21 protein-coding genes are annotated in these 23,763 nt (G+C 59.3%); 9 read left to right on the forward strand and 12 right to left on the reverse strand.

What is annotated here, in order from left to right; all coding sequences use genetic code 11:
- Nucleotides 1-48 precede the first annotated feature (48 nt).
- Nucleotides 49-1,692 (forward strand): chaperonin GroEL, encoded by a 1,644-nt coding sequence (gene groL / locus FQ185_RS20985; protein ID WP_149419084.1) that lies wholly within the window; start codon nucleotides 49-51, stop codon nucleotides 1,690-1,692.
- Between the two features lie 187 nt (nucleotides 1,693-1,879).
- Here the strand turns inward: groL and FQ185_RS20990 are convergent, their stop codons facing one another.
- Nucleotides 1,880-2,623: a phosphatase PAP2 family protein gene (locus FQ185_RS20990; RefSeq protein ID WP_149419085.1), complete on the reverse strand. Its 744-nt coding sequence runs from the start codon at nucleotides 2,621-2,623 to the stop codon at nucleotides 1,880-1,882.
- A 218-nt stretch (nucleotides 2,624-2,841) separates the two neighbouring features.
- On the opposite strand from FQ185_RS20990, the gene colR reads away from it, so the two are divergent.
- The 5 genes from colR (at nucleotide 2,842) to FQ185_RS21015 (ending at nucleotide 6,576) form a co-directional block, all read left to right on the forward strand.
- The gene (colR, locus tag FQ185_RS20995) at nucleotides 2,842-3,525 is read left to right on the forward strand and encodes a two-component system response regulator ColR (protein WP_020799911.1); all 684 of its coding nucleotides are present in this window, start codon (nucleotides 2,842-2,844) and stop codon (nucleotides 3,523-3,525) included.
- On the forward strand, nucleotides 3,515-4,798 hold the full coding sequence (locus tag FQ185_RS21000) for a HAMP domain-containing sensor histidine kinase (protein ID WP_149419086.1): 1,284 nt from the start codon (nucleotides 3,515-3,517) through the stop codon (nucleotides 4,796-4,798). The genes colR and FQ185_RS21000 overlap by 11 nt, the downstream gene beginning before the upstream one ends.
- 161 nt (nucleotides 4,799-4,959) lie before the next feature.
- A complete protein-coding gene (locus FQ185_RS21005) occupies nucleotides 4,960-5,628 on the forward strand; it encodes a class I SAM-dependent methyltransferase (protein WP_149419087.1) in 669 nt (222 codons plus the stop codon).
- A gap of 4 nt (nucleotides 5,629-5,632) precedes the next feature.
- Entirely contained in the window at nucleotides 5,633-6,346 is a 714-nt protein-coding gene (locus FQ185_RS21010) for a lipopolysaccharide kinase InaA family protein (protein ID WP_149419088.1), read from the forward strand.
- Between the two features lie 2 nt (nucleotides 6,347-6,348).
- Complete coding sequence (locus FQ185_RS21015; RefSeq protein WP_149419089.1) at nucleotides 6,349-6,576, forward strand: hypothetical protein; 228 nt, start codon at nucleotides 6,349-6,351, stop codon at nucleotides 6,574-6,576.
- Between the two features lie 91 nt (nucleotides 6,577-6,667).
- On the opposite strand, the gene FQ185_RS21020 is transcribed toward FQ185_RS21015, so the two are convergent.
- From FQ185_RS21020 to FQ185_RS21055, 8 genes are all read right to left on the reverse strand, one after another.
- The gene (locus FQ185_RS21020; protein WP_149419090.1) at nucleotides 6,668-9,700 is read right to left on the reverse strand and encodes a multidrug efflux RND transporter permease subunit; all 3,033 of its coding nucleotides are present in this window, start codon (nucleotides 9,698-9,700) and stop codon (nucleotides 6,668-6,670) included.
- Between the two features lie 13 nt (nucleotides 9,701-9,713).
- A complete protein-coding gene (locus FQ185_RS21025) occupies nucleotides 9,714-10,862 on the reverse strand; it encodes an efflux RND transporter periplasmic adaptor subunit (protein ID WP_149419091.1) in 1,149 nt (382 codons plus the stop codon).
- Nucleotides 10,863-11,068: 206 nt separating this feature from the next.
- The gene (locus FQ185_RS21030) at nucleotides 11,069-12,166 is read right to left on the reverse strand and encodes a DUF1513 domain-containing protein (RefSeq protein WP_149419092.1); all 1,098 of its coding nucleotides are present in this window, start codon (nucleotides 12,164-12,166) and stop codon (nucleotides 11,069-11,071) included.
- Nucleotides 12,167-12,180: 14 nt separating this feature from the next.
- On the reverse strand, nucleotides 12,181-13,245 hold the full coding sequence (locus tag FQ185_RS21035) for an imelysin family protein (protein ID WP_149419093.1): 1,065 nt from the start codon (nucleotides 13,243-13,245) through the stop codon (nucleotides 12,181-12,183).
- 27 nt (nucleotides 13,246-13,272) lie between these two features.
- Complete coding sequence (locus FQ185_RS21040; RefSeq protein WP_149419094.1) at nucleotides 13,273-14,700, reverse strand: di-heme oxidoredictase family protein; 1,428 nt, start codon at nucleotides 14,698-14,700, stop codon at nucleotides 13,273-13,275.
- 278 nt (nucleotides 14,701-14,978) lie between these two features.
- Entirely contained in the window at nucleotides 14,979-16,334 is a 1,356-nt protein-coding gene (locus FQ185_RS21045; RefSeq protein WP_149419095.1) for an imelysin family protein, read from the reverse strand.
- 253 nt (nucleotides 16,335-16,587) lie between these two features.
- Nucleotides 16,588-18,639, reverse strand: a complete 2,052-nt coding sequence (locus tag FQ185_RS21050) for a bifunctional diguanylate cyclase/phosphodiesterase (RefSeq protein ID WP_149419096.1) — start codon at nucleotides 18,637-18,639, stop codon at nucleotides 16,588-16,590.
- A 291-nt stretch (nucleotides 18,640-18,930) separates the two neighbouring features.
- The gene (locus FQ185_RS21055; protein WP_149419097.1) at nucleotides 18,931-19,407 is read right to left on the reverse strand and encodes a hypothetical protein; all 477 of its coding nucleotides are present in this window, start codon (nucleotides 19,405-19,407) and stop codon (nucleotides 18,931-18,933) included.
- A 10-nt stretch (nucleotides 19,408-19,417) separates the two neighbouring features.
- Between FQ185_RS21055 and FQ185_RS21060 the strand changes: the two genes are divergently transcribed.
- Nucleotides 19,418-19,684: a DUF6124 family protein gene (locus tag FQ185_RS21060; RefSeq protein ID WP_123369326.1), complete on the forward strand. Its 267-nt coding sequence runs from the start codon at nucleotides 19,418-19,420 to the stop codon at nucleotides 19,682-19,684.
- A 176-nt stretch (nucleotides 19,685-19,860) separates the two neighbouring features.
- Here the strand turns inward: FQ185_RS21060 and FQ185_RS21065 are convergent, their stop codons facing one another.
- From FQ185_RS21065 to FQ185_RS21075, 3 genes are all read right to left on the reverse strand, one after another.
- Nucleotides 19,861-20,457, reverse strand: coding sequence for a superoxide dismutase (locus tag FQ185_RS21065; RefSeq protein WP_149419098.1), 597 nt, complete (start codon nucleotides 20,455-20,457; stop codon nucleotides 19,861-19,863).
- A 176-nt stretch (nucleotides 20,458-20,633) separates the two neighbouring features.
- Nucleotides 20,634-21,236: a LysE/ArgO family amino acid transporter gene (locus tag FQ185_RS21070; RefSeq protein ID WP_149419099.1), complete on the reverse strand. Its 603-nt coding sequence runs from the start codon at nucleotides 21,234-21,236 to the stop codon at nucleotides 20,634-20,636.
- Nucleotides 21,237-21,243: 7 nt separating this feature from the next.
- Complete coding sequence (locus FQ185_RS21075; RefSeq protein ID WP_149419100.1) at nucleotides 21,244-21,645, reverse strand: ACT domain-containing protein; 402 nt, start codon at nucleotides 21,643-21,645, stop codon at nucleotides 21,244-21,246.
- A 96-nt stretch (nucleotides 21,646-21,741) separates the two neighbouring features.
- Between FQ185_RS21075 and FQ185_RS21080 the strand changes: the two genes are divergently transcribed.
- On the forward strand, nucleotides 21,742-22,635 hold the full coding sequence (locus tag FQ185_RS21080; protein WP_149419101.1) for a LysR family transcriptional regulator ArgP: 894 nt from the start codon (nucleotides 21,742-21,744) through the stop codon (nucleotides 22,633-22,635).
- Nucleotides 22,636-22,703: 68 nt separating this feature from the next.
- Complete coding sequence (locus FQ185_RS21085) at nucleotides 22,704-23,696, forward strand: NAD(P)-dependent oxidoreductase (RefSeq protein ID WP_149419102.1); 993 nt, start codon at nucleotides 22,704-22,706, stop codon at nucleotides 23,694-23,696.
- The last annotated feature ends 67 nt before the right edge of the window (nucleotides 23,697-23,763 follow it).

Raw genomic sequence — 23,763 nt, forward strand, 5'->3', positions numbered from 1 at the left:
TCCCCGCTCATTTTCCCGCTACTACAAAGTATTTAAGGAATATCGATCATGGCTGCTAAAGAAGTTAAATTCGGCGATTCCGCCCGCAAGAAAATGCTCGCCGGTGTCAACGTCCTGGCTGACGCAGTAAAAGCGACCCTGGGCCCTAAAGGCCGTAACGTGATCATCGAGAAGAGCTTCGGCGCTCCGACCATCACCAAGGACGGCGTTTCCGTAGCCAAAGAAATCGAACTGAAAGATCGTTTCGAAAACATGGGCGCGCAGCTGGTCAAAGACGTTGCCTCCCGTGCCAACGATGACGCAGGCGACGGCACCACCACCGCTACCGTTCTGGCTCAGTCGATCGTCAACGAAGGCCTGAAAGCCGTCGCTGCCGGCATGAACCCGATGGACCTGAAGCGCGGTATCGACAAAGCGACCATCGCTATCGTCAAAGAGCTGAAAGCCCTGTCCAAGCCTTGCGCTGACACCAAGGCCATCGCTCAGGTCGGCACCATCTCGGCCAACTCCGACAGCTCCATCGGCGACATCATTGCCGAAGCCATGGAAAAAGTCGGTAAAGAAGGCGTGATCACCGTTGAAGAAGGCTCGGGCCTGGAAAACGAACTGTCGGTTGTTGAAGGCATGCAGTTCGACCGTGGCTACCTGTCCCCGTACTTCGTCAACAAGCCAGAGACCATGACTGCCGAGCTCGACGGTCCGCTGATCCTGCTGGTCGACAAAAAGATCTCCAACATCCGCGAAATGTTGCCAGTACTGGAAGCCGTTGCCAAAGCCGGCCGTCCACTGCTGATCGTGGCCGAAGACGTTGAAGGCGAAGCCCTGGCGACTCTGGTTGTGAACAACATGCGTGGCATCGTTAAAGTCGCAGCCGTCAAGGCTCCAGGCTTCGGCGACCGTCGCAAGGCCATGCTGCAGGACATCGCTGTCCTGACTGGCGGTACCGTTATCTCCGAAGAGATCGGTCTGAGCCTGGAAAGCACTACCCTGGAACACCTGGGTAATGCCAAGCGCGTGATCCTGTCCAAAGAAAACACCACCGTAATCGACGGTGCCGGCGTTGAGGCTGACATCCAGGCTCGCGTTCTGCAAATCCGTCAGCAAGTGGCTGATACTTCGTCCGACTACGACCGTGAAAAACTGCAAGAGCGTCTGGCCAAACTGTCCGGCGGCGTTGCAGTGATCAAGGTTGGCGCTGGTTCCGAAGTTGAAATGAAAGAGAAGAAAGCCCGCGTTGAAGACGCCCTGCACGCTACCCGTGCAGCCGTTGAAGAAGGCGTGGTACCTGGCGGCGGCGTGGCACTGGTTCGTGCTCTGCAAGCCATCAGCGAGCTGAAAGGCGACAACGATGACCAGAACGTTGGTATCCAGTTGCTGCGTCGCGCTGTTGAAGCGCCACTGCGCCAGATCGTTGCCAACTCCGGCGACGAGCCAAGCGTAGTGGTCGACAAGGTCAAGCAGGGTTCGGGTAACTACGGTTACAACGCTGCTACCGGCGAATACGGCGACATGATCGAAATGGGTATCCTGGACCCGGCTAAAGTGACTCGTTCGGCTCTGCAAGCGGCTTCGTCGATTGCCAGCCTGATGATCACCACCGAAGCCATGATCGCTGAGATCAAGGAAGAAAGCTCGGGTGGCGGCGGTATGCCAGACATGGGCGGTATGGGTGGCATGGGCGGCATGATGTAAGCCAGCCTTACCCCTGTACTAAAAAAGCCCCGTCTGCGAAAGCAGGCGGGGTTTTTTAATGCCTGCAATTTGGTCTGTCGGGAAACCGAGTCGCGGCCATCGCGGCGGTGCGGCGATCCGACAAGCCACGCTCCCACAGGTTTAGCGCAGTCCATGTGGGAGCGGGCTTGCCCGCGATAGCGTCAGCTCAGGCGCTGACAGGTTGTGTCTTGTTTACCTTTTCAGCTTTGGGAGCCGGTCGATAAAGAATCCAGTAATACGCCCCCAGACAAATCAACCAGCAGAAAATCGCCGTCCACACGTTGTGCGAAAAGAAGTGCGCACCTTGCATCATCCGGCTGATGGAAAACACCGAGCCCAAGGCGAAGGCAAGCACAAACGCCTTTCGGGCCAGCTTCGGACGACGGTCACGCAGCATAAAAAACAACGCAAACAGCGTGAAGCCAGTCGCCGCATGACCGCCGGGCCAGCAACGGCCAGGTTTTTCGGTGTGCGGGCGAGGGCTGAGCAGTTCGCTGTAGGTTTCGTGACCACCGAATTGCTCAAGGCTCCACGGGCATTGCACCGCGGTCACCGCTTTGACGGGTGTAACAAAGGAAGTCGCCAGTGCCAGAGACAACACAAGGCAACCCAGTTCCCGTTTAATCGGTTTGAGTTTGTCCACGTAAAAGGAAGCGATGAAGCCGAAGATCGCCAACACCGAAAAGGCGATAACGACCTGCTTTGCGCGGTCATGCAGGATGTTTTCCAGAAGGTAACTGTGCCGCCCGATGAAATCCCCCGCGACCGGGTCATAGAACAGCTTGGCCAGGTCCATGTCCAGGGACGTCAACTCGAGCAGCACCAGAATGATCGCCGCGACGGCGGGAACCCCCAGGCACACCCGGAAATTAAGCGGGCGGGAGGCGGGGCGGACGGTGGTCGACACCATGGCAATTCCTTGGTCGGTTAAGTGTTCTGAAAGCGCAGCCGCGCGGAGTTTGAACCAGATCCTGTTGTCAGCGTGTGAATCGACAGTGAAAAAAACGTTGAGGTCGCAAGGGTTTTAACGGTTGGATTGACAACTGCACGCAGTCCTAGCCCTAAGCCACACTAGGCCTTAAGCTGCGCGGGCCGAGACGGCCGTAACTGTGTACGGAGGAGATGCCCATGCGAATTTTATTGGTTGAAGACAACCGCGATATCCTGGCCAATCTGGCCGATTACCTGGGGCTCAAAGGCTATACCGTGGATTGCGCACAGGACGGTTTGTCAGGGCTGCACCTGGCCGCCACCGAACATTACGACTTGATCGTGCTCGACATCATGCTGCCCGGCATTGACGGTTACACCCTGTGCAAACGGCTGCGCGAAGACGCCCGTCGCGACACGCCGGTGATCATGCTCACCGCTCGCGACCAGCTTGACGACCGGCTGCAGGGCTTCAAGTCCGGCGCCGACGATTACCTGATCAAACCGTTTGCCCTGTCTGAACTGGCGGCGCGGATCGAGGCCGTCATGCGCCGTACCCAAGGTGGCGGTCGCCGCACCTTACAGGTCGGTGACCTGAGCTACGACCTCGATACCCTGGAAGTGACCCGCGAAGGCCGTCTGCTGAAACTCAACCCGGTGGGCCTGAAGTTGCTGGCTGTGCTGATGCAGAAAAGCCCGCATGTATTGCGCCGTGAAATTCTCGAAGAAGCGTTGTGGGGCGATGACTGTCCGGACAGCGACAGCTTGCGAAGCCACGTCCACCAATTGCGTCAGGTGATCGACAAGCCGTTCGCCAAACCGTTGCTGCAAACCGTGCACGGTGTGGGTTATCGCTTGGCCGAGGGGCGTGATGGAGTTTAAACAGAGCCTTGCTCAACGGATCATCATTGCTTTTGCGCTGATGAGCGCACTGGTCGCGGGAGCCTTTGCCATGGGCATTGTGGCGACCGTGCACCTGGTGGAAGAAAAGCTGATTTCGGCAGGCCTGGGCGGCGATCTGCAACGTCTGTTGCTGATGGACAGTGTCTCGGACTGGAGCCATCGCCCGGAACCCGACCAGCTGTTCTATTTCAGCGGCGGGCCTGGCGACTTCGAATTGCCCAAGGATTTGCGTCACCTGGACTCGGGTTTTCACGAAGTGTTTCGCGAGCAGTTGTCGTACCACGCGATGGTTGAAGTCGTCGACGGCAGGCGGTATGTGCTGTTGCAGGATCAGAGCGATTTCGAGGAGCGTGAACGGGTGCTGTTTGCCGTGGTGCTGGTGGGCTTCGTGCTGAGCCTGGCGCTGGCAGTATTTCTTGGCTGGGTGCTGGCGCGCAAAGTGATGGCGCCCGTGGTTAGGCTGGCCCGTCAGGTCCGTCATCGCGATCAATTATTGGGTCTTGCTCCCCCTCTGGCGCCAGACTACGCCGCCGATGAGGTGGGCGAGTTGGCGGTAGCCTTCGATGCCACCCTCGGGCGTTTGCGTCAGGCATTGACCCGCGAGCGATTGTTCACCAGTGATGTCAGTCACGAACTGCGCACACCCTTGATGGTGTTGGCCAGTTCCTGTGAGCTGCTGTTGGAAAACCCCGGTATCGATCAGCGTGGCCGGGCGCAAGTCGAGCGAATCGCCCGTGCCTGCGAAGAGATGCGTGAGCTGGTGCAGACCTTCCTCATGCTGGCCCGTGCTCAACATGAACACGCCAGCATGTCGCCGCAGCAGACCCTGAGCCAGGTGGCTGACGGGCTACTCAATCTATGGCGCGAGCCGATCGAGGCCAAGGGCTTGCAACTGATGTTTGAGCCGGGTAATCCGACAAGCACCCGTTACAACGCAACCCTTCTGAACGCGGTGATGGGCAACCTGCTGCGTAATGCACTGCATTACACCGAGCATGGGTTCATCCGCTTGACCTTGACGGCCACAGGGTTCGTGGTCGAGGACAGCGGTGTGGGCATTCCCGAGGAAAAACGCGAAGCGATGTTCGAGCCTTTCGTGCGTGGCAACGAGAAACGCGGAGAAGGCCTGGGGCTGGGCTTGTCGCTGGTACAGCGGATTTGCGAAAACCAGGCTTGGATCGTTAGTCTGACGAACATGGAGCCTAATGGCTGTCGTTTTCAAGTGGATTTGTATTCATCAGACGTGAACTGATCGACCCGCTTCGGGGGAGTGGCCCAGAGCTATCATTGGCCGCCTGTAAAACCCTGAAATAGTTTGGGCTTTTACATGACAATTTTTTCACAATGAGATGACCTGACGCTGACATGGCACTCCCTAACTTGGGTGCCATCAGACGTTCAGGAGACTTGATGATGGATGGCCCGATCAAACTCGATTTTTCCGAAAAGTACGACGATCAACACGCTCAACGATATCTGCGCAAACATCAGGATGGTCTCGGCCGTCGTCTGTCCCACTGGCGTGACGAACAACTGGCGCGAAAGGCGCTGGCACTGGTTGGTGAGCCCGGACTGGTTCTCGATTTACCCTGTGGCGCGGGGCGTTTCTGGCCATTGCTGGCGGAAAAAACCAATCGGGCAATCATCGGAGCCGACAACTCCGAGTCCATGCTGAAGATCGCCACCCAGGCGCAACCCGGTGAGGTGGTAAAACGGGTACAACCTTTGCACACTTCTGCATTCGACATTGCCTTGCCCGATAACGCCGTCGACAGCATTTTCTGCATGCGTTTGCTCCATCACATCGGCGAAGCCGAACATCGACTGGCCATTTTGCGTGAATTCGAACGAGTCACCCGTGACAGCGTGATTATTTCGCTGTGGGTGGACGGCAATTTTAAAGCGTGGAAACGTAAACGCACCGAGAAAACTCGGGGGCAGGAAGGTTACCAGAATCGATTTGTGTTACCCGCCGCTACGGTAGAAAAGGAATTCGAGCAGGCAGGTTTCCGTATCCAGGAACAACTGGATTTTTTACCACTCTATGCCATGTGGCGAGTTTACGTATTACGCAAGAGGTAGCAGGATGGCAGTGCAATGTGCAGCAAAATCGGAAGTTGCTCCCCAGGACCGCTTCGACTATTTCTGGAATCTGCGCGGTGAATGGGTGGAAGAACCCAACGTCCGTCGCGGTGGGGAAAGTGGCGTACAGCGCGTTTTGGGCAGCAATGGACAGCTGCTCTACACAAAACGCCAGACCGGGCATATCTATCGTAGCTGGCGGTACCCGTTCGGTCGGCCGACTGTATTGCGCGAACTTGATGCCCTCACCGGCATGCACCTGCTCGGCGTTCGTGTTCCGGAAATCGTGTTTTGCGGTGCACAGCGCGATCCGGTACACAAATGGCGTGCGTTGCTGGTCACCAAGGCGCTGGATGGCTTCGAGGAACTCCAACATTGGTACGCCGGCGGTGGTCGCGAACGATGCGGTGAGGCGGTGCATGATCGAGTGTTGCAGGACCTTGCCGAGAATCTGGCCCGCATGCACAAGGCGCGTTGGCAGCACAGCTGCATTTACATCAAGCACGTATTCGTGCGTGTCACTGGCGAAGGAGAGGCCGCCAAAGTCGAGGTTGCCTTGATCGATCTGGAAAAATGTCGGCAGCGTTTGACCGCCGATCGCGCGGCGGCCCATGACATGAAGCAACTGCGTCGCCACTCGTCGTTCAGCCCGACGGACTGGCGCAAACTCGTCTATTTTTATGAGACGGCGTTTGGCAGCGCTATCAAGGGTTTATAACAATGAAACTCGAAATTGCACGAGGTGTGTTTTTGTTAGGAGCCTTGGCAGTTGCTTCATTGGCAGTGGCGGCTTGGGAACAGCCTCGCACGCAAGTTCTCAGTTCCATGAACGGTGACGCGAATTGTCCGTTGCCACGAGTTGCCAAGGCATCCGTGGCAACTCAACCCGATCATGATTTATTGTTATTCATGTTCGGACTTTCTCAAGGATTGAGGCCGCAGAGTTGAACACAATGAAGCCCAAATAAAAGGCCTCGCAAATGCGAGGCCTTTTTTGTGCCCGACGCTCATCGTTCCCACGCAGAGCGTGGGAACGATCTTAGCGTGAGGGTTTATCGGGTTTGGCCAGCAAGGTGTACACACACGGCAACACGAACAAGGTAAACAGTGTCCCGATCGACATCCCCGTCGCGATCACCGTGCCGATGTCGAACCGGCTGACGGCGCCGGCACCCGTGGCGATGATCAGCGGCACCATGCCGAACACCATCGCAGCGGTGGTCATCAACACTGGCCGCAGACGAATGGCCGCCGCTTCCTCCACCGCCTCGCGCGGCGTCAGCCCTTTGTCCTTGCGTAACTGGTTGGCGAACTCGACGATCAGGATCCCGTGCTTGCTGATCAGCCCGATCAACGTCACCAGGCCGACCTGGGTGTAGATGTTCATGCTCGACCAGCCCAGGAACAATGGGATCAACGCGCCGCAGATCGACAGCGGTACCGTCACCAGAATCACCAGCGGGTCGCGGAAACTTTCGAACTGGGCAGCCAGCACCAGGAAAATAATTGCCAGCGCCAGGGCGAAGGTCACCCACAGCGCGCTGCCTTCCTGGACGTATTGCCGTGATGCGCCGGCATAGTCAAAGGCATAACCCACCGGCGCTTCTTCCTGGGCGATCTGGCGTACGGTATCGATGGCTTCACCCATGCTGACCAGCGGAACCCCGGAAAGAATGGCCGAGTTGAGTTGCTGGAACTGGTTCAACTGCCGTGGACGCGCCCGGTCGGTCACCGTGATCAAGGTCGAAAGGGCCAGCAGTTGGCCTTGAGTGTTCTTGACGTAATAGTTGTTCAGCCAATCGGGGTTATCGCGGAAGGGCCGTTCAACCTGAGCGATGACTTTGTAGCTGCGCCCTTCAATGGTGAACCGGTTGATCTCCGCTTCACCCAGCAACGTCGCCAGTGTTCCACCCAGGTCCTGCATGGACACGCCCATCTGTGCAGCCTTGGCGCGATCGATATCCACCACCACTTCGGGTTTGTCGAATGCCAGATCGAGGTCGACGAAGGCGAACTTGCCCGACTCCATCGCCCTTTTTTTCACCCGGTCGACCACCTGCAGCAACGACTCGTAATCGTTGGCAGAGTTGATGACGAACTGAAACGGTAACCCCTCGCCGGTGCCGGGCAGAGAGGGCAGGTTGAAGCCGAAAATCTGCAACCCGGAAATGCCCTCCAGTTTTGCCTGAACCTCGGGCAGGATCTGCATTTGCGTGCGACTGCGATCATTCCACGGTTTTAGCAGGAAGCCGCCGATGCCCGATTGCACGCCATTGAAGCCATTGATCTGGAAGGATGAGTAGTACTCGGGAAACGTTTTGAAGATGGTGACGAACTCGTCGGTGTAGGCGCTCAGGTAGTCGAGGTTGGCCGTTTGCGGGGCGTTGGCCATCATGAAAATGATGCCTTGGTCCTCGTCCGGCGCCAGCTCCGATTTGGTGAACTTGAGCAGCACCGGAATCAGGCACAGCACGATCACCGCGAACACCAGCACCACCGGCCGGGTGTTGAGCGTGCCATGCAGCATGCTTTGGTAACGGCGCTTGAGGCCTTCGAAAATCAGGTCCAGTCGATGGGCCAGCCCCGTGGGGTTTTCGTCGTGGCGCAGCAAGAAGGCACACATCATCGGCGACAGGGTCAGGGCGACGATACCGGAGATCACCACCGCCCCGGCCAGGGTCAGGGCGAATTCCTTAAACAACGCCCCCGTGAGCCCCGTCAGGAAGCCGATCGGTGCATAGACCGCCGCCAGGGTGATGGTCATCGAGACCACCGGCATGGCGATTTCCCGGGCGCCTTCGATGGCCGCATCCATCGGTGTTTTGCCTTCCTCGATGTGCCGGTGAATGTTTTCCACCACCACAATGGCGTCGTCCACCACCAGGCCGATGGCCAATACCATCGCCAGCAGGGTCAGCAGGTTGATCGAGTAACCCATCATCTGCATGAAGAACATCACGCCGATCATCGACAACGGGATCGTCACCACCGGGATCACCACCGAGCGCAGCGCACCGAGGAACAGGAATACCACCACGATGACGATCAGCACCGCTTCGAACAGGGTTTTCACCACTTCGTCGATCGAGGCCTGAATGAACAGCGTCGCGTCGTAGGCAATTTCGCCTTTGAGGTTCGGCGGCAGCTGGGCTTCCAGGTCCGGCATGATCTTGCGCACTTCCTTGATCACGTCCAGCGGGTTGGCGCCAGGCGTGGCCTTGATGCCGATGTACACCGAGGGCGTGCCACCGAAGGAACTGATGGTGTCGTAGTTTTCCGCGCCCATTTCAACCCGCGCGACATCACTGAGCAGCACGCGGCTGTCGCCGTCGACCTTGAGCGGAATCGCTGCAAAGGCTTCGGCAGATTTGAGCTCGGTGTTGGCGTTGATGCTGGTGACGACGTACTCGCCTTTCACCTCACCGGCGGCGGAGAGGAAGTTGTACTGGCGCACCGCATCGGTCACGTCGCTGGCGCTCAGGCCGAAACCGGCCAGTTTCACCGGGTCCAGCCACAGGCGCATGGCGAATACCTGGTTGCCGAGAATCTCGGCTTCGGCCATACCCGGCAGGGTGGCGAGTTTCGGCTGGATGACTCGCGACAGGTAGTCGGTGATCTGCGGGTTACTCAGTTCCTTGCTGAAGAAGCTGATGTACATCAGGGCGGAGGCGTCGGCGGCTTCCTTGCTCAGCACGGGGTCTTCGGCGTCCTGGGGCAGCTGGTTTTTTACCTCGTTGGCCTTGGCCAGCAGCTCGGTGAACAAGCGGTCGCTGTTGGCGCCGATGCGCGCGTAAATCGAAATCACCGAGAAGTTCTGGCGACTGACCGACGTCATATAGTCGATGCCCTCGGCGCTCGCCAGGCTCTGTTGCATCGGTTGGGTGATGTAGCCCTGGATGGTTTCAGCATTGGCCCCGGGGTACGCGGTGGTCACCGTGATCAGGGCGTTTTCCATTTGCGGATATTGGCGCAGCGGCAGCTTGCTCCAGGCCTGGAAGCCCAGCAGCACAATCAACAGGCTGACCACGGTGGCGAGCACCGGGCGACGGATGAACGGGTCGGTAAAAGCCATGGGGATTCCTTGATCAGTCCGCGCGCGGCGGGCTGTTCTTCTCGGCTAGGGTCTTGTCGTCGCTGATGGCAATGTGTGCGCCGTTGTCCAGTTTGATCTGGCCGCCCGTGACCACTTTTTCACCGTCCTGTACGCCTTTGGTAATCATCACCAGACCATCGCGGCGTTCGCCGGTTTCGATGAAGCGCCGTTCGGCGATCAGTATCGGTTGGCCCTTGTCATCTTTTTCGACGCTGCCATCTTCGGTTTTTTTCTGCGCGACCACGTAGATCGAGTTGCCGTACAGCGTGTAGGTGATCGCGCTTTCCGGTACGACAATGCGCGGCTGCGGGTCGGGCAACAACACTTGCAGACTGGCGAACATCCCCGGCAGCAGTTTGCTGTCGGGGTTGGCCAGGGTGGCGCGGACCTGAACGTTGCGGGTGCTGTTTTCGACTTTCGGGTTGATCGCACTGATGGTGCCGGGGAAGTCTTGCGTCGGGTAAGCCGAGACGATGACCTGTACCGGTTGGCCGAGGGCGATTTTCGGCACCGATTGCTCGGGTATAAAGAAGTCCACGTAGAGGCTGCTGAGGTCTTGCAGAGTGGCGATCATGGTGCCGCTGGCCACGTAGTCACCCACGTCCACCTGGCGAATGCCGATGGTCCCGCTGAACGGTGCGAGGATGCGTTTTTTATCGAGCGCAGCCTTGAGCTGATTGACCGTGGCCTTGTTCTTTTTCAATACCGCCGAGAGACGGTCGAACTCGCCTTTGGAAATGGCCTGGCTGCCCACCAGTTGGCTGCCGCGCGAGTAATCCACCTGGGCCAGCCCGAGGTCGGCCTGAGCGGTTTCCAGCAGGGCGGTTTCCACGGCGCTGTCGAGCTGGACGATCGGCTGACCGGCCTTGACCTTCTGCCCTGACTGGAACTGCACATCCGTGACCGTGCCGGCGATCTCCAGGCTGAGGTCGACGCCTTGTAGCGCCGTGAGGGTGCCGACGGTCGGCAGGCGAGCCTGCCACGGGCGTTCGGCGGCAGTCGCCACGGCGACGCTGATCGGTGGTTTCGGCGCGGAGAAGCCTTGAATCATCGTATAGATGGAGAAGGCTTTGTAACCGGCCAGGACCAGTACGATCAGCAGAACAACACCCAACATGATCAGCATGCGGCGACGCAGCATATTTCCACTTCCTTGGAGAAAATCAGGTGAGACAGTCGGGCACATTACTCCGAGTGTGCCGAGGATTCCAACTGCCACTTTTTACAGGCAAGCGCAAAACCTGTGGGAGCCGAGCTTGCTCGCGATAGCGGCTGCACATTCGACACCACCGTGACTGACACACCGCTATCGCGAACACGCTTGGCTCCTACAAGGGCGGGGCGAGATCAGATCAAATGCAGGTGGTTGTCCCAGAGGCCAGCAGGCAGCTCCAGCGGTTTTGCAACAAGATCTGTCTGGCGGCAATCGTAGTACCGGCAGCGTCCTTGACCCGAGGTCACGACAAAACCATCAGCCACCGCCCCAACCCCTGCGCAATCGGGAAGCGGCGCATCCAGGCGCACTTCACCGCTGTCCAGGTCCCAGATGAAAAAGCGGTTGCCCCGCGGTGCAGTCAACGCGACGAGGCGCAGTTCGCTGTGTACGGCGACGCTGGCGGTGTAATGCCCCATGGCCTGCAACTGGTGCTCAGGCACCGGGAAGGCCACGAACGGCTGGCCGGGACGCTTGATCGCCAGCAGTTCCGACGACTCGTGGGATGGCCCCATGAACTGTTGCCCCGCGACGATGGTGCCGTCGCTGGCGATCCCCAAATGACGCACGCTGTTCATCTGCTGGGCCAGGGTTTCCTTGCTCAACAGGGTGCCGTTGCGTTGCATCAGGACCAGGCTCGGTTCCATGGCGTTGAGGTTCATCTCGACGCGGCTTTCGGCCTCGGTGCGAATACCGCCATTGGCCACCACCAGGGTTTCGCCATCGGGCATCCACGACACCTGATGCGGGCCGACGCCGTGGGTAGGAATTTCGCCGCTGTGGATAAGTCGCTCACCTTCGAACTTATACACACCCAGCAAACCACGGCCCGGATCGGAAGTGTCGTTCTCGGTGGCGTACAGCCAGTCGCCGCTCTTGTGAATCACCGCGTGGCCGTAGAAGTGCCGGTTCGGAAGCGAGGCCACGGTTTGCAGCAGCGTGCCGTCGCGCAGGTCGATCAGGTAACTCTCGGTGCCTGGGCGACGGGCGACAAACAGCGCAATCGGCAGCGCCGGGTGGTTGATGATGTCGTGGCAACGCTGGCCGACCTGAGTGGCGAACACCCGCGTGCCGTCCAGCCGATAACCGACGGCATAGTGCTTGCCGTCGCCATCGTCCCGCGCCGAGAGCAGCAGCGGGCTTTTGTCTTTTTGTTTGAACAGCGTCCAGCCGCCCAGTGTCACTGCTCCCAGCAGCAAACTACCTAAAGTCAGAGCCTGACGTCGCAGCATGGCACTCGCCCTCATCAGTCACCGTCGTTGGCGTTGAAGCCCAGTTGGATGCCCAGCGCCTTCGCCAGCTCGCCTTCGTGCAGGCGGTGGACGACGTTGAGGCTGTCGTAGAGGTCGTTGAGTTGCTGGCGGCCCGCGTCGTCGCCGAGCATTTCGGTCAGCGAACGCTGGTTGCTGGCGAACAGTTTCAGGGACGCGGCATACGCGGCGTCGATCTTGTCGGCCAACGGTTTTTGCTCGCTTGGCAACAGGCCGCGCAGGCCTTTGTTGTCGACCCCTTCCCACACCGTTTTGGCGGCAGCGAGACTGGCTTCGAGGCCGGTCAGGGACGACTGGCTGCGCCATGCATCGGCCTGGAACGGTTGCGGCACACCCTTGGTCTGGCGGCCCATCGGCGTGCCGAGTTTTTTCTTCAGGCTATCGAGGGCGGTCACTTGCACACGCAACAGATCGGCGATGGCTTCGTGGGAATCGGCGTAGCGCTGATTAGGGAACTTGCTCATCTGCGCGAGCATGCCGTCGGTGTTGTTCCAGCTTTTGAGAATGTCTTCGGCCAACAGTTTTTGGCGCTCGCCAATCGCCTTGAGCAGCGGGCAGTACTTAGCTTTCTGCGCCTCGTTGGCCACGTCTGGCTTGCTGTCGAACAGGATGTATTCGTAGGCCGAGAGGCCTTGAACCACAACGCTTGACTTGGCCAGCGCAGCGGCATCGATCTGCGGCTGGGCGCTGACCAGTTGTTCGACCTGACGGCCGACGAGGTTTTTCTTGTCCGGCCAGAACTGCACCTGCCAGGCGCGATTGCCCTCGGCCAGTGGCCCGATCAGCAACGGCTGCAACTCGGCCCAGGCTTTCTGCGCATGCAGGAAGTCGGCGCGGGCGGTGTCGAGGTTTTCCTTGCCTTCGCAGTAGGCGAGGGCACTGACGGCCAATTGGCGATCGGCTTCAACCCAGCGGGTGTAAGTCGGCAGGATCACCGATTTGGCGATGGCCGCCGAGGTGACCGCTTGCGGATCCTGGGGCGAGCAGGCGCCCAGGGCTAGCGCGGCAAGGCTGGTGAACAACAATTTGGGACGGAACATGTCGGGCTCCCGCTTAAGGAATAGGTATTAAAGGGAATTCAGGAACGCCAGCAACGCAGCGCGCTGCTCGGCATTGAAAGACAAAACCTGTTGCTGCGCCGCTTGAGCTTCGCCGCCATGCCAGAGCACGGCTTCGAGCAGGTTGCGAGCGCGACCATCATGCAAAAACTGGGTATGGCGACTGACCGCCTGCGTCAGGCCGATGCCCCACAACGGCGGGGTGCGCCAGTCGCGGCCGCTGGCCTGGAATTCGGTACGGTTGTCGGCCAGACCGTCGCCCATGTCATGCAGCAGCAGATCGCTGTAAGGGCGAATCACTTGATTGGCCAGTTCAGGTTCTGCGGCATTGGCGGCGGTGGTGTATTTGGGGGTATGACAGGACTGGCATCCGGCCTGGAAAAACAGATTCTTGCCGGCCAGCACTTCAGGTGTGCCGACATCGCGGCGGGCCGGTACGGCGAGGTTGCGGCTGTAGAACAGCACCAGGCGCAGGATGTTATCACTGACTTCCGGTTCGCCATCCGGGCCATTGCCGTTGGGCGCTTGCTTGCAAGCGGTTTGCCCTTCGGTGCAGTCATCGACAGGGCGCAGACTTGTGGTGAGGCCCATGTCACCGGAAAACGCGTGCACATTCTGTTGATTGAGGTTCGGTTGGCCGGCCTTCCAGCCAAATCGCCCGAGGACGGTTTTTTGCTGCGCGTCATCCCAGACCCGGTTCGGGCGTCCGGCGATGCCGTTTTTGTCTTTTGCCTGCGCCGCGGCGTTGGCCAGGATCGCCTCGTCGGGAATCGCTTCGAGCAGGCCCAGGCCAATCATCGGCGGTGCGATGCGCGCCGAGAATCGGGTGTCAGGGTGCATCGGGCCATAACCGAGCTGGGTGATCTGCAATATCGGCTTGCGCAACTCGACTTCGGTGCCGTCCTTGAAACGGACCGGAACGGGGGTGTAATCGACGCGCACCTTGCCTTCCGGGATGACGCCGGGCACAGCCATGTCCTGGAGTTGTCCGCCGTAGACCGGCTCCGGGACAACACCCAGCTGCTCAATCACTTTGGCATACGCCGGCGCATCGGGAATCGACAGGCGTACCAGCATCGACACGGCGTTCTGCGCATCAGGCGTGGGCGGATGACCGCGGCCGTCCTTGATGTGGCAGTTCTGGCAGGCATTGGTGTTGAACAGCGGGCCGAGGCCATCCCGGGCGGTGGTGGTCGCCGGGGCGATCACCCAGGGGTTGCGGAAGAAGCTGTTGCCGACGCTGAAGTCGACGCGTCGTGACGGTGGCAGGTTGGCGGACGGCAGGGAAAACGAGTTCTGATCGGTCTTGCGCACGGTTGCGCTGCCACCGGAGCGGGCTTCACCGGGTTCGGCCTGGGTAAAACGCGGGGCGTCATCGCAGGCACTCAGGCCCAGAGCCAGCAACAGTGCGGACAAGCGAAGAAGCAGCGAGGGCATCAGACATCCTGCAAGACGAGCAAAACAAGGGCGCAAAGTCTAACAGGGCAGGGGAGATTGAATAAGAGGAATTATCGTTTGGTTGATGTAGCGCATTTTTCCAGGACACCCACACCCCCCTGTGGGAGCGAGCCTGCTCGCGATGGCGTCATCACAGTCGACATTGATGTTGAATGTACGACCGCTATCGCGAGCAGGCTCGCTCCCACAGGGGACACGCATCAGGCAGGTATGAAAAAGGCGACCCGAAGGTCGCCTTTTCATTCAGCCAGCGTTGATCAGAACTCGTGATCAGCGTTGTCCGGGTTCAGGTCGCCGATGCCCATTTTGCCTGCGGCGGCTTCGATCGAACCGGTCTGCTTGACCAGGGAAGCGATAGCGTCGCGGACGATCTGGTTACCAGCGGTATTGCCGGCGGCGATCAGTTGGTCGTAGTGCTCACCCTTGTTGGCGTGTTCGACGATGACCTGCATCTTGGCTTCGGTGGCAGCCAGGTCGGCTTTCAGCGCGGTATCGGCAGCCGGGTCGGCCTTGGCCACCAGGGACGACAGGCTGGCGCCGGTCATTTTGGTGCCGTCGACGCGGGTGTACTCGCCCAGGTAAACGTTACGAACGCCTTTGGCATCGTAGAACTGTGAGTTGTGGGTGTTGTCGCTGAAGCAGTCGTGTTCGTCTTCCGGGGAGTTGGCTTCCAGGGAAACCTTCATGCGCTCGCCCGCCAGTTCGCCCAGGGACAGGCTGCCCATGCCAAACAGCATTTTGCGCAGGCCGGTTTCAGCCGATTCGGCTTCCAGCGTGGCGCGATAGTTGTCGGCCACGTTCGGCTTCCAGTTACCGACCATTTCTTCCAGGTCGCTGACCAGCAGTTGGGTCACGGACTTCAGGTAAGCGCGGCGACGATCGTTGTGACCGCCGGTGGCGCCTTTGCCTTCCAAGTAGTCAGATGCTGGACGGTTGCCAGCGCCGGGGCCGGTGCCGTTCAGGTCCTGGCCCCACAGCAGGAATTCAATGGCGTGGTAGCCGGTGGCGACGTTGGCCTCCGAACCACCCAGCTCGTTCAGGCTGGCGAGTTTTTCCGGGGTAATGTCTTTGACGTCGACCTTGTCTTCGCCGACCTGAACCTGGGTGTTGGCGATGATATTGGCAGTGGCGCCCGGGTTACCCAGTGCGTGCTCGTAGGATTTGTCGACGTAGTCGATCAGGCCTTCGTCCAGGGGCCAGGCGTTCACCTGACCTTCCCAGTCGTCGATGATGGTGTTGCCGAAGCGGAACACTTCACTCTGCAGGTAAGGAACGCGGGCAGCGATCCAGGCAGCCTTGGCGGCTTTCAGGGTGTCGGCGTTCGGCTTGGCGAGGAAAGCGTCGACGGCGGTTTGCAGGGTTTTCGCGGTAGATTCGGCATCGCTGTAAACGGCGAAGACGATGTCGGCGTAATGCGCGACAACGGCTTTGGCTGCGGCTTCGTCGACTTTGCTTGCAGCGGCAGGCGCAACAGCCGGCGTTGCCGGGGCCGTGGTGGTGGCGGCCGGTGCAGGCGTTTGCGGAGCGGCAGCTTTGTCTTTGCCTTCGCCGCAACCGGCGAGGGAAATAGCGATGGCCAACAGACTGGCGGTAGCCAGAGGCATACGAATCATGGTGAACATCCTGCTTCGAGAGGGGGTGGAATGGCGCAGCAAGCGCGCAAAACTTCGACATAATGCAAATCTTTCGCATTATGTGTAAAGGGTTGTACCTGGAAATATTTCTTATTCACGGTATTGGTCTGCCACCACATGATTTGTAATTGGATGGACTCGCCCTCGCTGTCGATGGCTGTTTAGACTGCCACCGTGGCGCATTGACGCCTCGGCCTGGGCGAGTCCATCCAGTTACATGGTCCGTATAAGGTCAATGGATGGCTGCGCTACTGCGCTGGGCCTGTTTCAGGTAGACGCTCAATTCTCGCGCCGGCAGCGGTTTGCTGTAGAGATAACCCTGACCTTCGTGACAGCCTTCAGAGATGATGTAAGCCTCTTGCTCCGGGGTTTCCACGCCTTCGGCAATCACCTGCATGCCCAGGCTTTTGCCCAGTTGGATGATGGCGCGAACGATGGTCGCATCGTCGTCGTCATCGAGCAGGTCCTGAACGAAGCTCTTGTCGATCTTGATCTTGTCCAGCGGCAGGCTTTTCAGATAGCTCAATGACGAGTAACCGGTGCCGAAGTCGTCGATCGCGATCAACGCCCCGGAGCGGCGCAGGCTCAGCAGATGCTGGGCGGCCGTGCTGATGTCTTCCATCAGGCCGGTTTCGGTGACTTCCAGTTCCAGGCTGCGCGGTGGCAAGCGATACATCTGCAGCAGATTGTTGACCACCCGTGGCAGCTCTGCTTGGTGCAGCTGTACGGTGGACAGGTTCACCGCCATGCGCAGGTCGACGAAACCCTGGTCATGCCAGTCGCGCAATTGCTTGCACGCCTGATCCAGCACCCATTCGCCGATGGCGATGATGGTGCCGTTCTGCTCGGCCAAGGGGATAAACAGGTCCGGCGGAACCAGCCCGTGCTCAGGATGCTGCCAGCGAATCAGCGCCTCGACGCCCACTACCCGGTGATCGCGGTAGCTGATCTGCGGTTGGTAGACGAGGTAGAACTGATCACGGATCAAGGCATCGCGCAGGTCTTTTTCCAGCTCGCGGCGGCGGCGCATCTCGGTGTCGACGCTGGCGATATAGAACTGATAACGGTTGCGCGAGCGAGTCTTGGCCAGGGTCATGGTCTGCTCGGCTTTTTGCAGCAGTTTCTCGGTGCTGTCACCGTCCTCCGGGAACAGGGTGATGCCGATGGTGGCGCGCAGACGAATCTCTTGATGGTCGAGGGCGAACGCCGCTTCCAGGTCATCGAGAATGCTTTGGGCCAGTTCGGCCGCTTCGTAGGGTTGTTCGATATCGGCCTGAACCAGGGCGAACTGGTCGCCGCCCAGACGGGCGAGGGCGCCGAGGCGACCGCTGTGGGCTCGCAGGCGATCGGCCAGTGCCAGCAGCAGTTGGTCGCCGGTCTGGTAGCTGAACTGTTCGTTGATGCCCTTGAAGTCATCCAGGCCGACCACCAATACCGCGACCCGCCGTTGCAATTTGCCGGCGTCGACGAGGATTTTGTCCAGCTGTTGCTGCAACTGCTGGCGGTTGGGCAGACCGGTGAGGAAATCGTACTGGGCCATGCGCAGCAGGCTGTTTTCCGCTTCGTGGCGCAGATGGGTGTTGCGCTCGATGGACTCGAGCAACTGGTTGGCGGTGTTGATCCAGATCCCCAGTTCGTTTTTCTCGTGGCCCTTGAGCTGCGGAATCTTGTGTTCGCTGGGGCGATCCGGATTGATATTGGTCAGGTGTTCGATGATCCGCGACAGCGGTTTGGTCAGCAGCCAGTGATAGACCAGATACAGCACCAGCGCCATGGCCAGGACGCGCAACACGCCGGAGATGAAAATGATCACCGAGCTGACAATGAAACCCTGGCCGTAGGTGGCGGTGTCGAGGGTGATGCTTAGGTCGCCGTAGTACTCGCTGTAAGGGCCGCGACCCACCAGTTGGGTGGTGAAGGTGCGCTCCCTGCCAAGGATCAGGTCGGTCAGCCAGCGGCTATTGGAGTGCTGCAACTCGCGAGACTTTTGCGCGAGCATCGCTTCGTTGGGATGGCCGATGGAGGCCTGGCGCACGGCGTCGTCCTGGAACAGGCCTTCGATCACCTGCATACCCATTTCACGGTCCAGGCTGTAGACGGCCTGGGTCGAGGGGTCGCGGAACATGTCGAGGATCCGTTGGGCATCGTTGGCCACGGCCTGGCGTGTTTTATAGGCATCGAAAACGATCTGCGCGCAGCTCAAGACCACGCCGACGATCAATGCCGACAGGAGCACCACTCGAAGCAACTTCACCGACAAGCTGTTCTTGAGTTCCAGCTTCAAAGGGTTATTCCTTGTTCCGTGCGGGTAGCGTCAAGTTGCCATGAGTATTGGCAATCCCGTGATGGCAGTCAAAGGGACAATCAATCACATGGGGTTTTGCCTGTAGCTTGGCCGAAATGCTGTGGCTTGGAGTGTTTGCCTATTCGTACTGTGTCGGTTGTTGGGGCCTTCAACTTGAGGGGGGTTGGGACATATTTTCCGTTTGGTTGATGTTAGACGGCTGTGGCGTTGGGGCAAGGGGCTGAAGGCTTGTTTCATCGTGGGAAATCGGCTTGGTTTTTGCGGATGCACCTATTGAGTGGTGAGGGGCAAAAGGCGAAAGGTGAACGCCGATCCCCCTGTGGGGGGCTTGCTCGCGAAGGCGGCCTGACAGCCGACCAATCTCTTCCTGCCAAACATCCAATCCCTGTGGGAGCGAGCCTGCTCGCGATGGTGGCCGCGCAGGCAGCGGATGCGTCCGTTTAAACAGCGGTAAAAAAACCAGACCTTTCCCACGAGGTTTTCAGGTTGCCTGTAGGAAGCGGGTTCAATTACCTTTTGGCTGTCGCTGAAAATCAGCGATGGGGTGTGAGAACCCGGCAAGTCATAGTCATCCAGCGCCAGTATCCGCATAATTGCCGCCAGCTTATCTGCTGCATATGCGTTATGGCGGCTGTGTGCGGGCAGACTTCGGTCTGGCCGGGTGTCTATGACCGGTTTCTCACCTCGCACATAGCTGCCACCTCTTCGTCGCGTGAGAAACGGCGAGGGAATGGCACCCAACGTCATAGGCATTCCCTTGGATAAATTAATCCCCGATCCCCCCTTCAACAGCTCCAAACCCTACAACCCCAGCCCCATGTTCCTGATCTCCCCGGACATGAACACCGAGACCCTCCTGGCCCACGCCTGTGAGTCATTGGCTTCAGCCAACGTCTTGGCCAGTGATTTCGCCACCTACCTGACCGGCTCCCAGCGCAGTACGGCGTTGGCCATTGCGCAGATCGTCATGCTGGCGGACTTGGCCGTTAATCGGGCGTTGGATATCGTCGACCCGCAGGAATAGGCGTTCGGTCAGTTATACCGCGTTATCGTTCTTCGCGAGCAGGCTCGCTCCCACAGGTACATCGGTGTCCTTGTGGGAGCGAGCCTGCTCGCGAAGGCGGTCCAACTGCCGCCGCAAGACTTTTCCTGGCCCATAAAAAAACCCGACCTAAGCCGGGTTTTTTATGGGCATCGATCTTAAGCGGTGAAGGTTTTGCCTTCGAACTGCTCAGCCACGAATTTCCAGTTGACCAGGTTCCAGAACGCTTCGACGTACTTCGGACGAAGGTTGCGGTAGTCGATGTAGTAAGCGTGTTCCCAGACGTCGCAGGTCAGCAGCGGGGTGTCGCCGCTGGTCAGCGGGTTGCCGGCGCCGATGGTGCTGGCCAGGGCCAGGGAACCGTCAGCCTTTTTCACCAGCCAGCCCCAACCGGAACCGAAGGTGCCGATGGAAGTCTTGCTGAACTCTTCCTTGAACTTGTCGAACGAACCGAAAGAAGCGTTGATGGCCTCAGCCAGCGCGCCGGTTGGTTGACCGCCGGCGTTTGGCGCCAGGCAGTTCCAGTAGAAAGTGTGGTTCCAGACTTGAGCGGCGTTGTTGAAGATACCGCCCGAGGAAGACTTGACGATTTCTTCCAGAGTCTTGCCTTCGAACTCGGTGCCTGGCACCAGGTTGTTCAGGTTCACGACGTAGGTGTTGTGGTGCTTGTCGTGGTGGTATTCCAGAGTTTCCTTGGAAATGTGCGGCTGCAGGGCATCGTGTGCGTAAGGCAGCGGCGGCAATTCGAAAGCCATGATGATTCTCCTAATCAGGTCAGTTGCGGTGAGCGCAAGGCCGATCACGGGCGGCCAGACAAGCGCCGGGGAGTTTGTACTCTTTGCGGCGCATCGGACCGGATCATAGCACCGGGGGTGCGGCATAACCACGCAACAACTGTGTGGGAAAGAGGTTCCAGAGCCTTTTGGAATAATCAGCCAGCGGCGATTAATTGAAAGGCTACGGAAAACATCATCACCGCTACCAGCAGATCGAGAATTCTCCAGGTGCTCGGTCGTGCCAGCCATGGCGCCAACCATGCTGCGCCCAGCGCCAAGGTGAAAAACCACAACAACGACGCACTGGCTGCGCCCACGACATAAGCGCCGGGCTCGGTTTGTTGGGCGCCGAGGGAGCCGATCAGCAACACGGTATCCAGATAAACGTGCGGGTTGAGCAACGTTACCGCCAGGGCGCTGAGCATCACCGCGCGCAGTGAGCGCACAGTCTGATTTTCACCCTGTTGCAGACTTTGTTTCGAACAGGCCCGACGCAACGCCAGGCTGCCATACCAGATCAGAAACGCCGCGCCACCCCAACGGGCGACTGCCAGTAATGTCGGGTTTTGCGCCAGCACCGTCGCCAGGCCAAATACCCCGGCGGCCACCAGCAACGCATCGCAGGTCACGCAGAGTGCCGCCACTGGCAGGTGATGTTCGCGCCTCAGACTCTGAGCCAGCACAAACGCATTCTGGGTACCGATCGCCATGATCAGCCCCGCGGCCACCAACAGGCCGTTCACATAGCTTTGCCACATAAGATTTTTACTCCGCGTTCGCCGCCAGGTCCCGCAGTACTTGCAGGGCGCGTTCGGCATCGGCCTGGCCGACGAATAAATGGTCGTGGAAGTAGCCGGCGATCACGTTGCAGCTGATGCCGGCCTGGCCTAATGCCGTGGCGAACGCGGCGGTCAGGCCGACGGCTTCGAGGGCTGAGTGCACGTTCAAGGTGATCCAGGCCGCGACGTAATCGAAACTGAAGCCTGCCTTCTCGGCGTGGGAACGTTCCAGAATCACCGTCAGACCTTCCTGCTCGCGAAAGCTGCCGACAACCTCCAGACCCGCTGGCAACTGGCCGTCGCGCAGGGTGCAGAACACGTATTCGCCGACGTTGAGTTGCGGGCTCATGCTGCGCAGCAAGGTTGCCAATGAAGTTTCGCCAGCCATGTCGATGATCCTTGTTCAAGAGTTCTTGCTGGCCATTCTCCGGTGTGACGTTGTATAAGAAAAACCAATAGTGCTGATCGCTCATTAGGAAAACTGATGTTCGACTATAAATTGCTTTCTGCATTGGCCGCGGTGGTCGAGCAGGCCGGGTTCGAACGCGCTGCGCAGGTGCTGGGCTTGTCGCAATCGGCGATCTCCCAGCGCATCAAGTTGCTCGAGGCGCGGGTCGGCCAACCGGTGCTGGTGCGGGTGACACCGCCGGCTCCGACCGAAATCGGCCGACGGCTGCTTAACCATGTGCAACAGGTGCGTTTACTTGAACGGGACTTGCAAACACTGGTGCCGGCACTCGACGAAGAAGGCCTGCCGGAACGTCTGCGCATTGCCTTGAATGCCGACAGCCTCGCCACGTGGTGGGCCGTGGCAGTGGGCGACTTTTGCGCAGAACAGCATCTGCTGCTGGACCTGGTGGTTGAAGACCAGACCGTTGGCCTCAAACGTATGCGCGCCGGAGAAGTTGCAGCGTGCGTCTGCGCCAGTGAACGTCCGGTGGCCGGCGCGCGTAGCGTGTTGCTGGGAGCCATGCGCTACCGCGCGTTGGCCAGTCCGGCGTTTATTGCCCGGCATTTTCCTGGAGGTGTGCGCGCCGATCAGTTGTCGAAAACGCCAGCGTTAGTCTTTGGCCCGGATGATTTCCTACAGCATCGCTACCTGGCGTCCCTCGGCGTTGATGGCGGTTTCGAACACCATCTATGCCCCTCGTCCGAAGGCTTCATCCGCCTCACGGAAGCGGGCCTCGGTTGGGGCCTGGTGCCTGAATTGCAGGTTCGCGAGCAACTGGAACGCGGTGTATTGCTGGAGCTTTTGCCAGATAAGCCGATCGATGTGCCGCTGTACTGGCATCATTGGCGCAATGGCGGTCAGCTGCTTGGGTTACTCACCGATCAATTGGTGCGCTCGTCAAAACAATGGTTGGTGCCGTTGGACTGACGGGCAGCGTCAAGACCTCACGCCCTACGCAATGTGCAGAACGCAAAACGAAATATTCGGAGCAATTCATGAAGATTCTGGTCACCGGCGCAAGCGGTTTCATCGGCGGGCGCTTTGCGCGTTTCGCCCTGGAGCAAGGCCTGGACGTGCGGGTCAACGGTCGCCGGGCCGAGAGTGTGGAGCATTTGGTGCGTCGCGGCGCTGAGTTCATCCAAGGCGACTTGAGCGACCCGCAACTGGCGCGTGACCTGTGTTCAGAGGTCGAAGCCGTGGTCCATTGCGCCGGTGCGGTCGGCTTGTGGGGCCGTTATCAGGACTTTCATCAAGGTAACGTGCAGGTCACCGAAAATGTGGTCGAGGCCTGCCTGAAACAACGGGTCCGGCGGCTGGTGCACTTGTCGTCGCCGTCGATTTACTTCGATGGCCGCGATCACTTGGGTTTGACCGAAGAACAGGTGCCCAAACGCTTCAAGCATCCCTACGCCGCGACCAAGTACCTGGCCGAACAAAAGGTCTTTGGCGCCCAGGAGTTCGGCCTTGAAACCCTGGCCCTGCGCCCGCGATTCGTGACGGGGGCCGGTGACATGAGCATCTTCCCGCGCTTGCTGAAGATGCAACGCAAAGGTCGCTTGGCAATAGTCGGTAACGGTTTGAACAAAGTCGATTTCACCAGCGTGCAAAACCTCAACGAAGCATTGCTCAGCAGTTTGCTGGCCAGCGGTTCGGCGTTGGGCAAGGCTTACAACATCAGTAACGGGACGCCGATTCCGTTGTGGGACGTGGTCAATTACGTCATGCGCAAGATGGATGTCCCACAGGTGACCCGTCACCGTTCCTACGGTTTGGCCTACACCGTTGCAGCGCTCAATGAGGGCGTGTGCAAACTGTGGCCGGGTCGTCCCGAACCGACCCTGTCGCGCTTGGGCATGCAGGTGATGAACAAAAATTTCACCCTGGACATCAGCCGCGCCCGGCATTATCTGGACTACGATCCGAAAGTCAGTCTCTGGACCGCCCTCGATGAATTTTGCGGCTGGTGGAAGGCTCAGGACATTCGCTGACACTCAAGCACCCGCCGCAACACTGAACCGAGTTGGGGGTTGAAGGTCAATCGGTGCAGCAGTGGGG

Origin of the sequence: Pseudomonas sp. ANT_H12B (assembly GCF_008369325.1) — a bacterium.
Lineage (GTDB): Bacteria > Pseudomonadota > Gammaproteobacteria > Pseudomonadales > Pseudomonadaceae > Aquipseudomonas.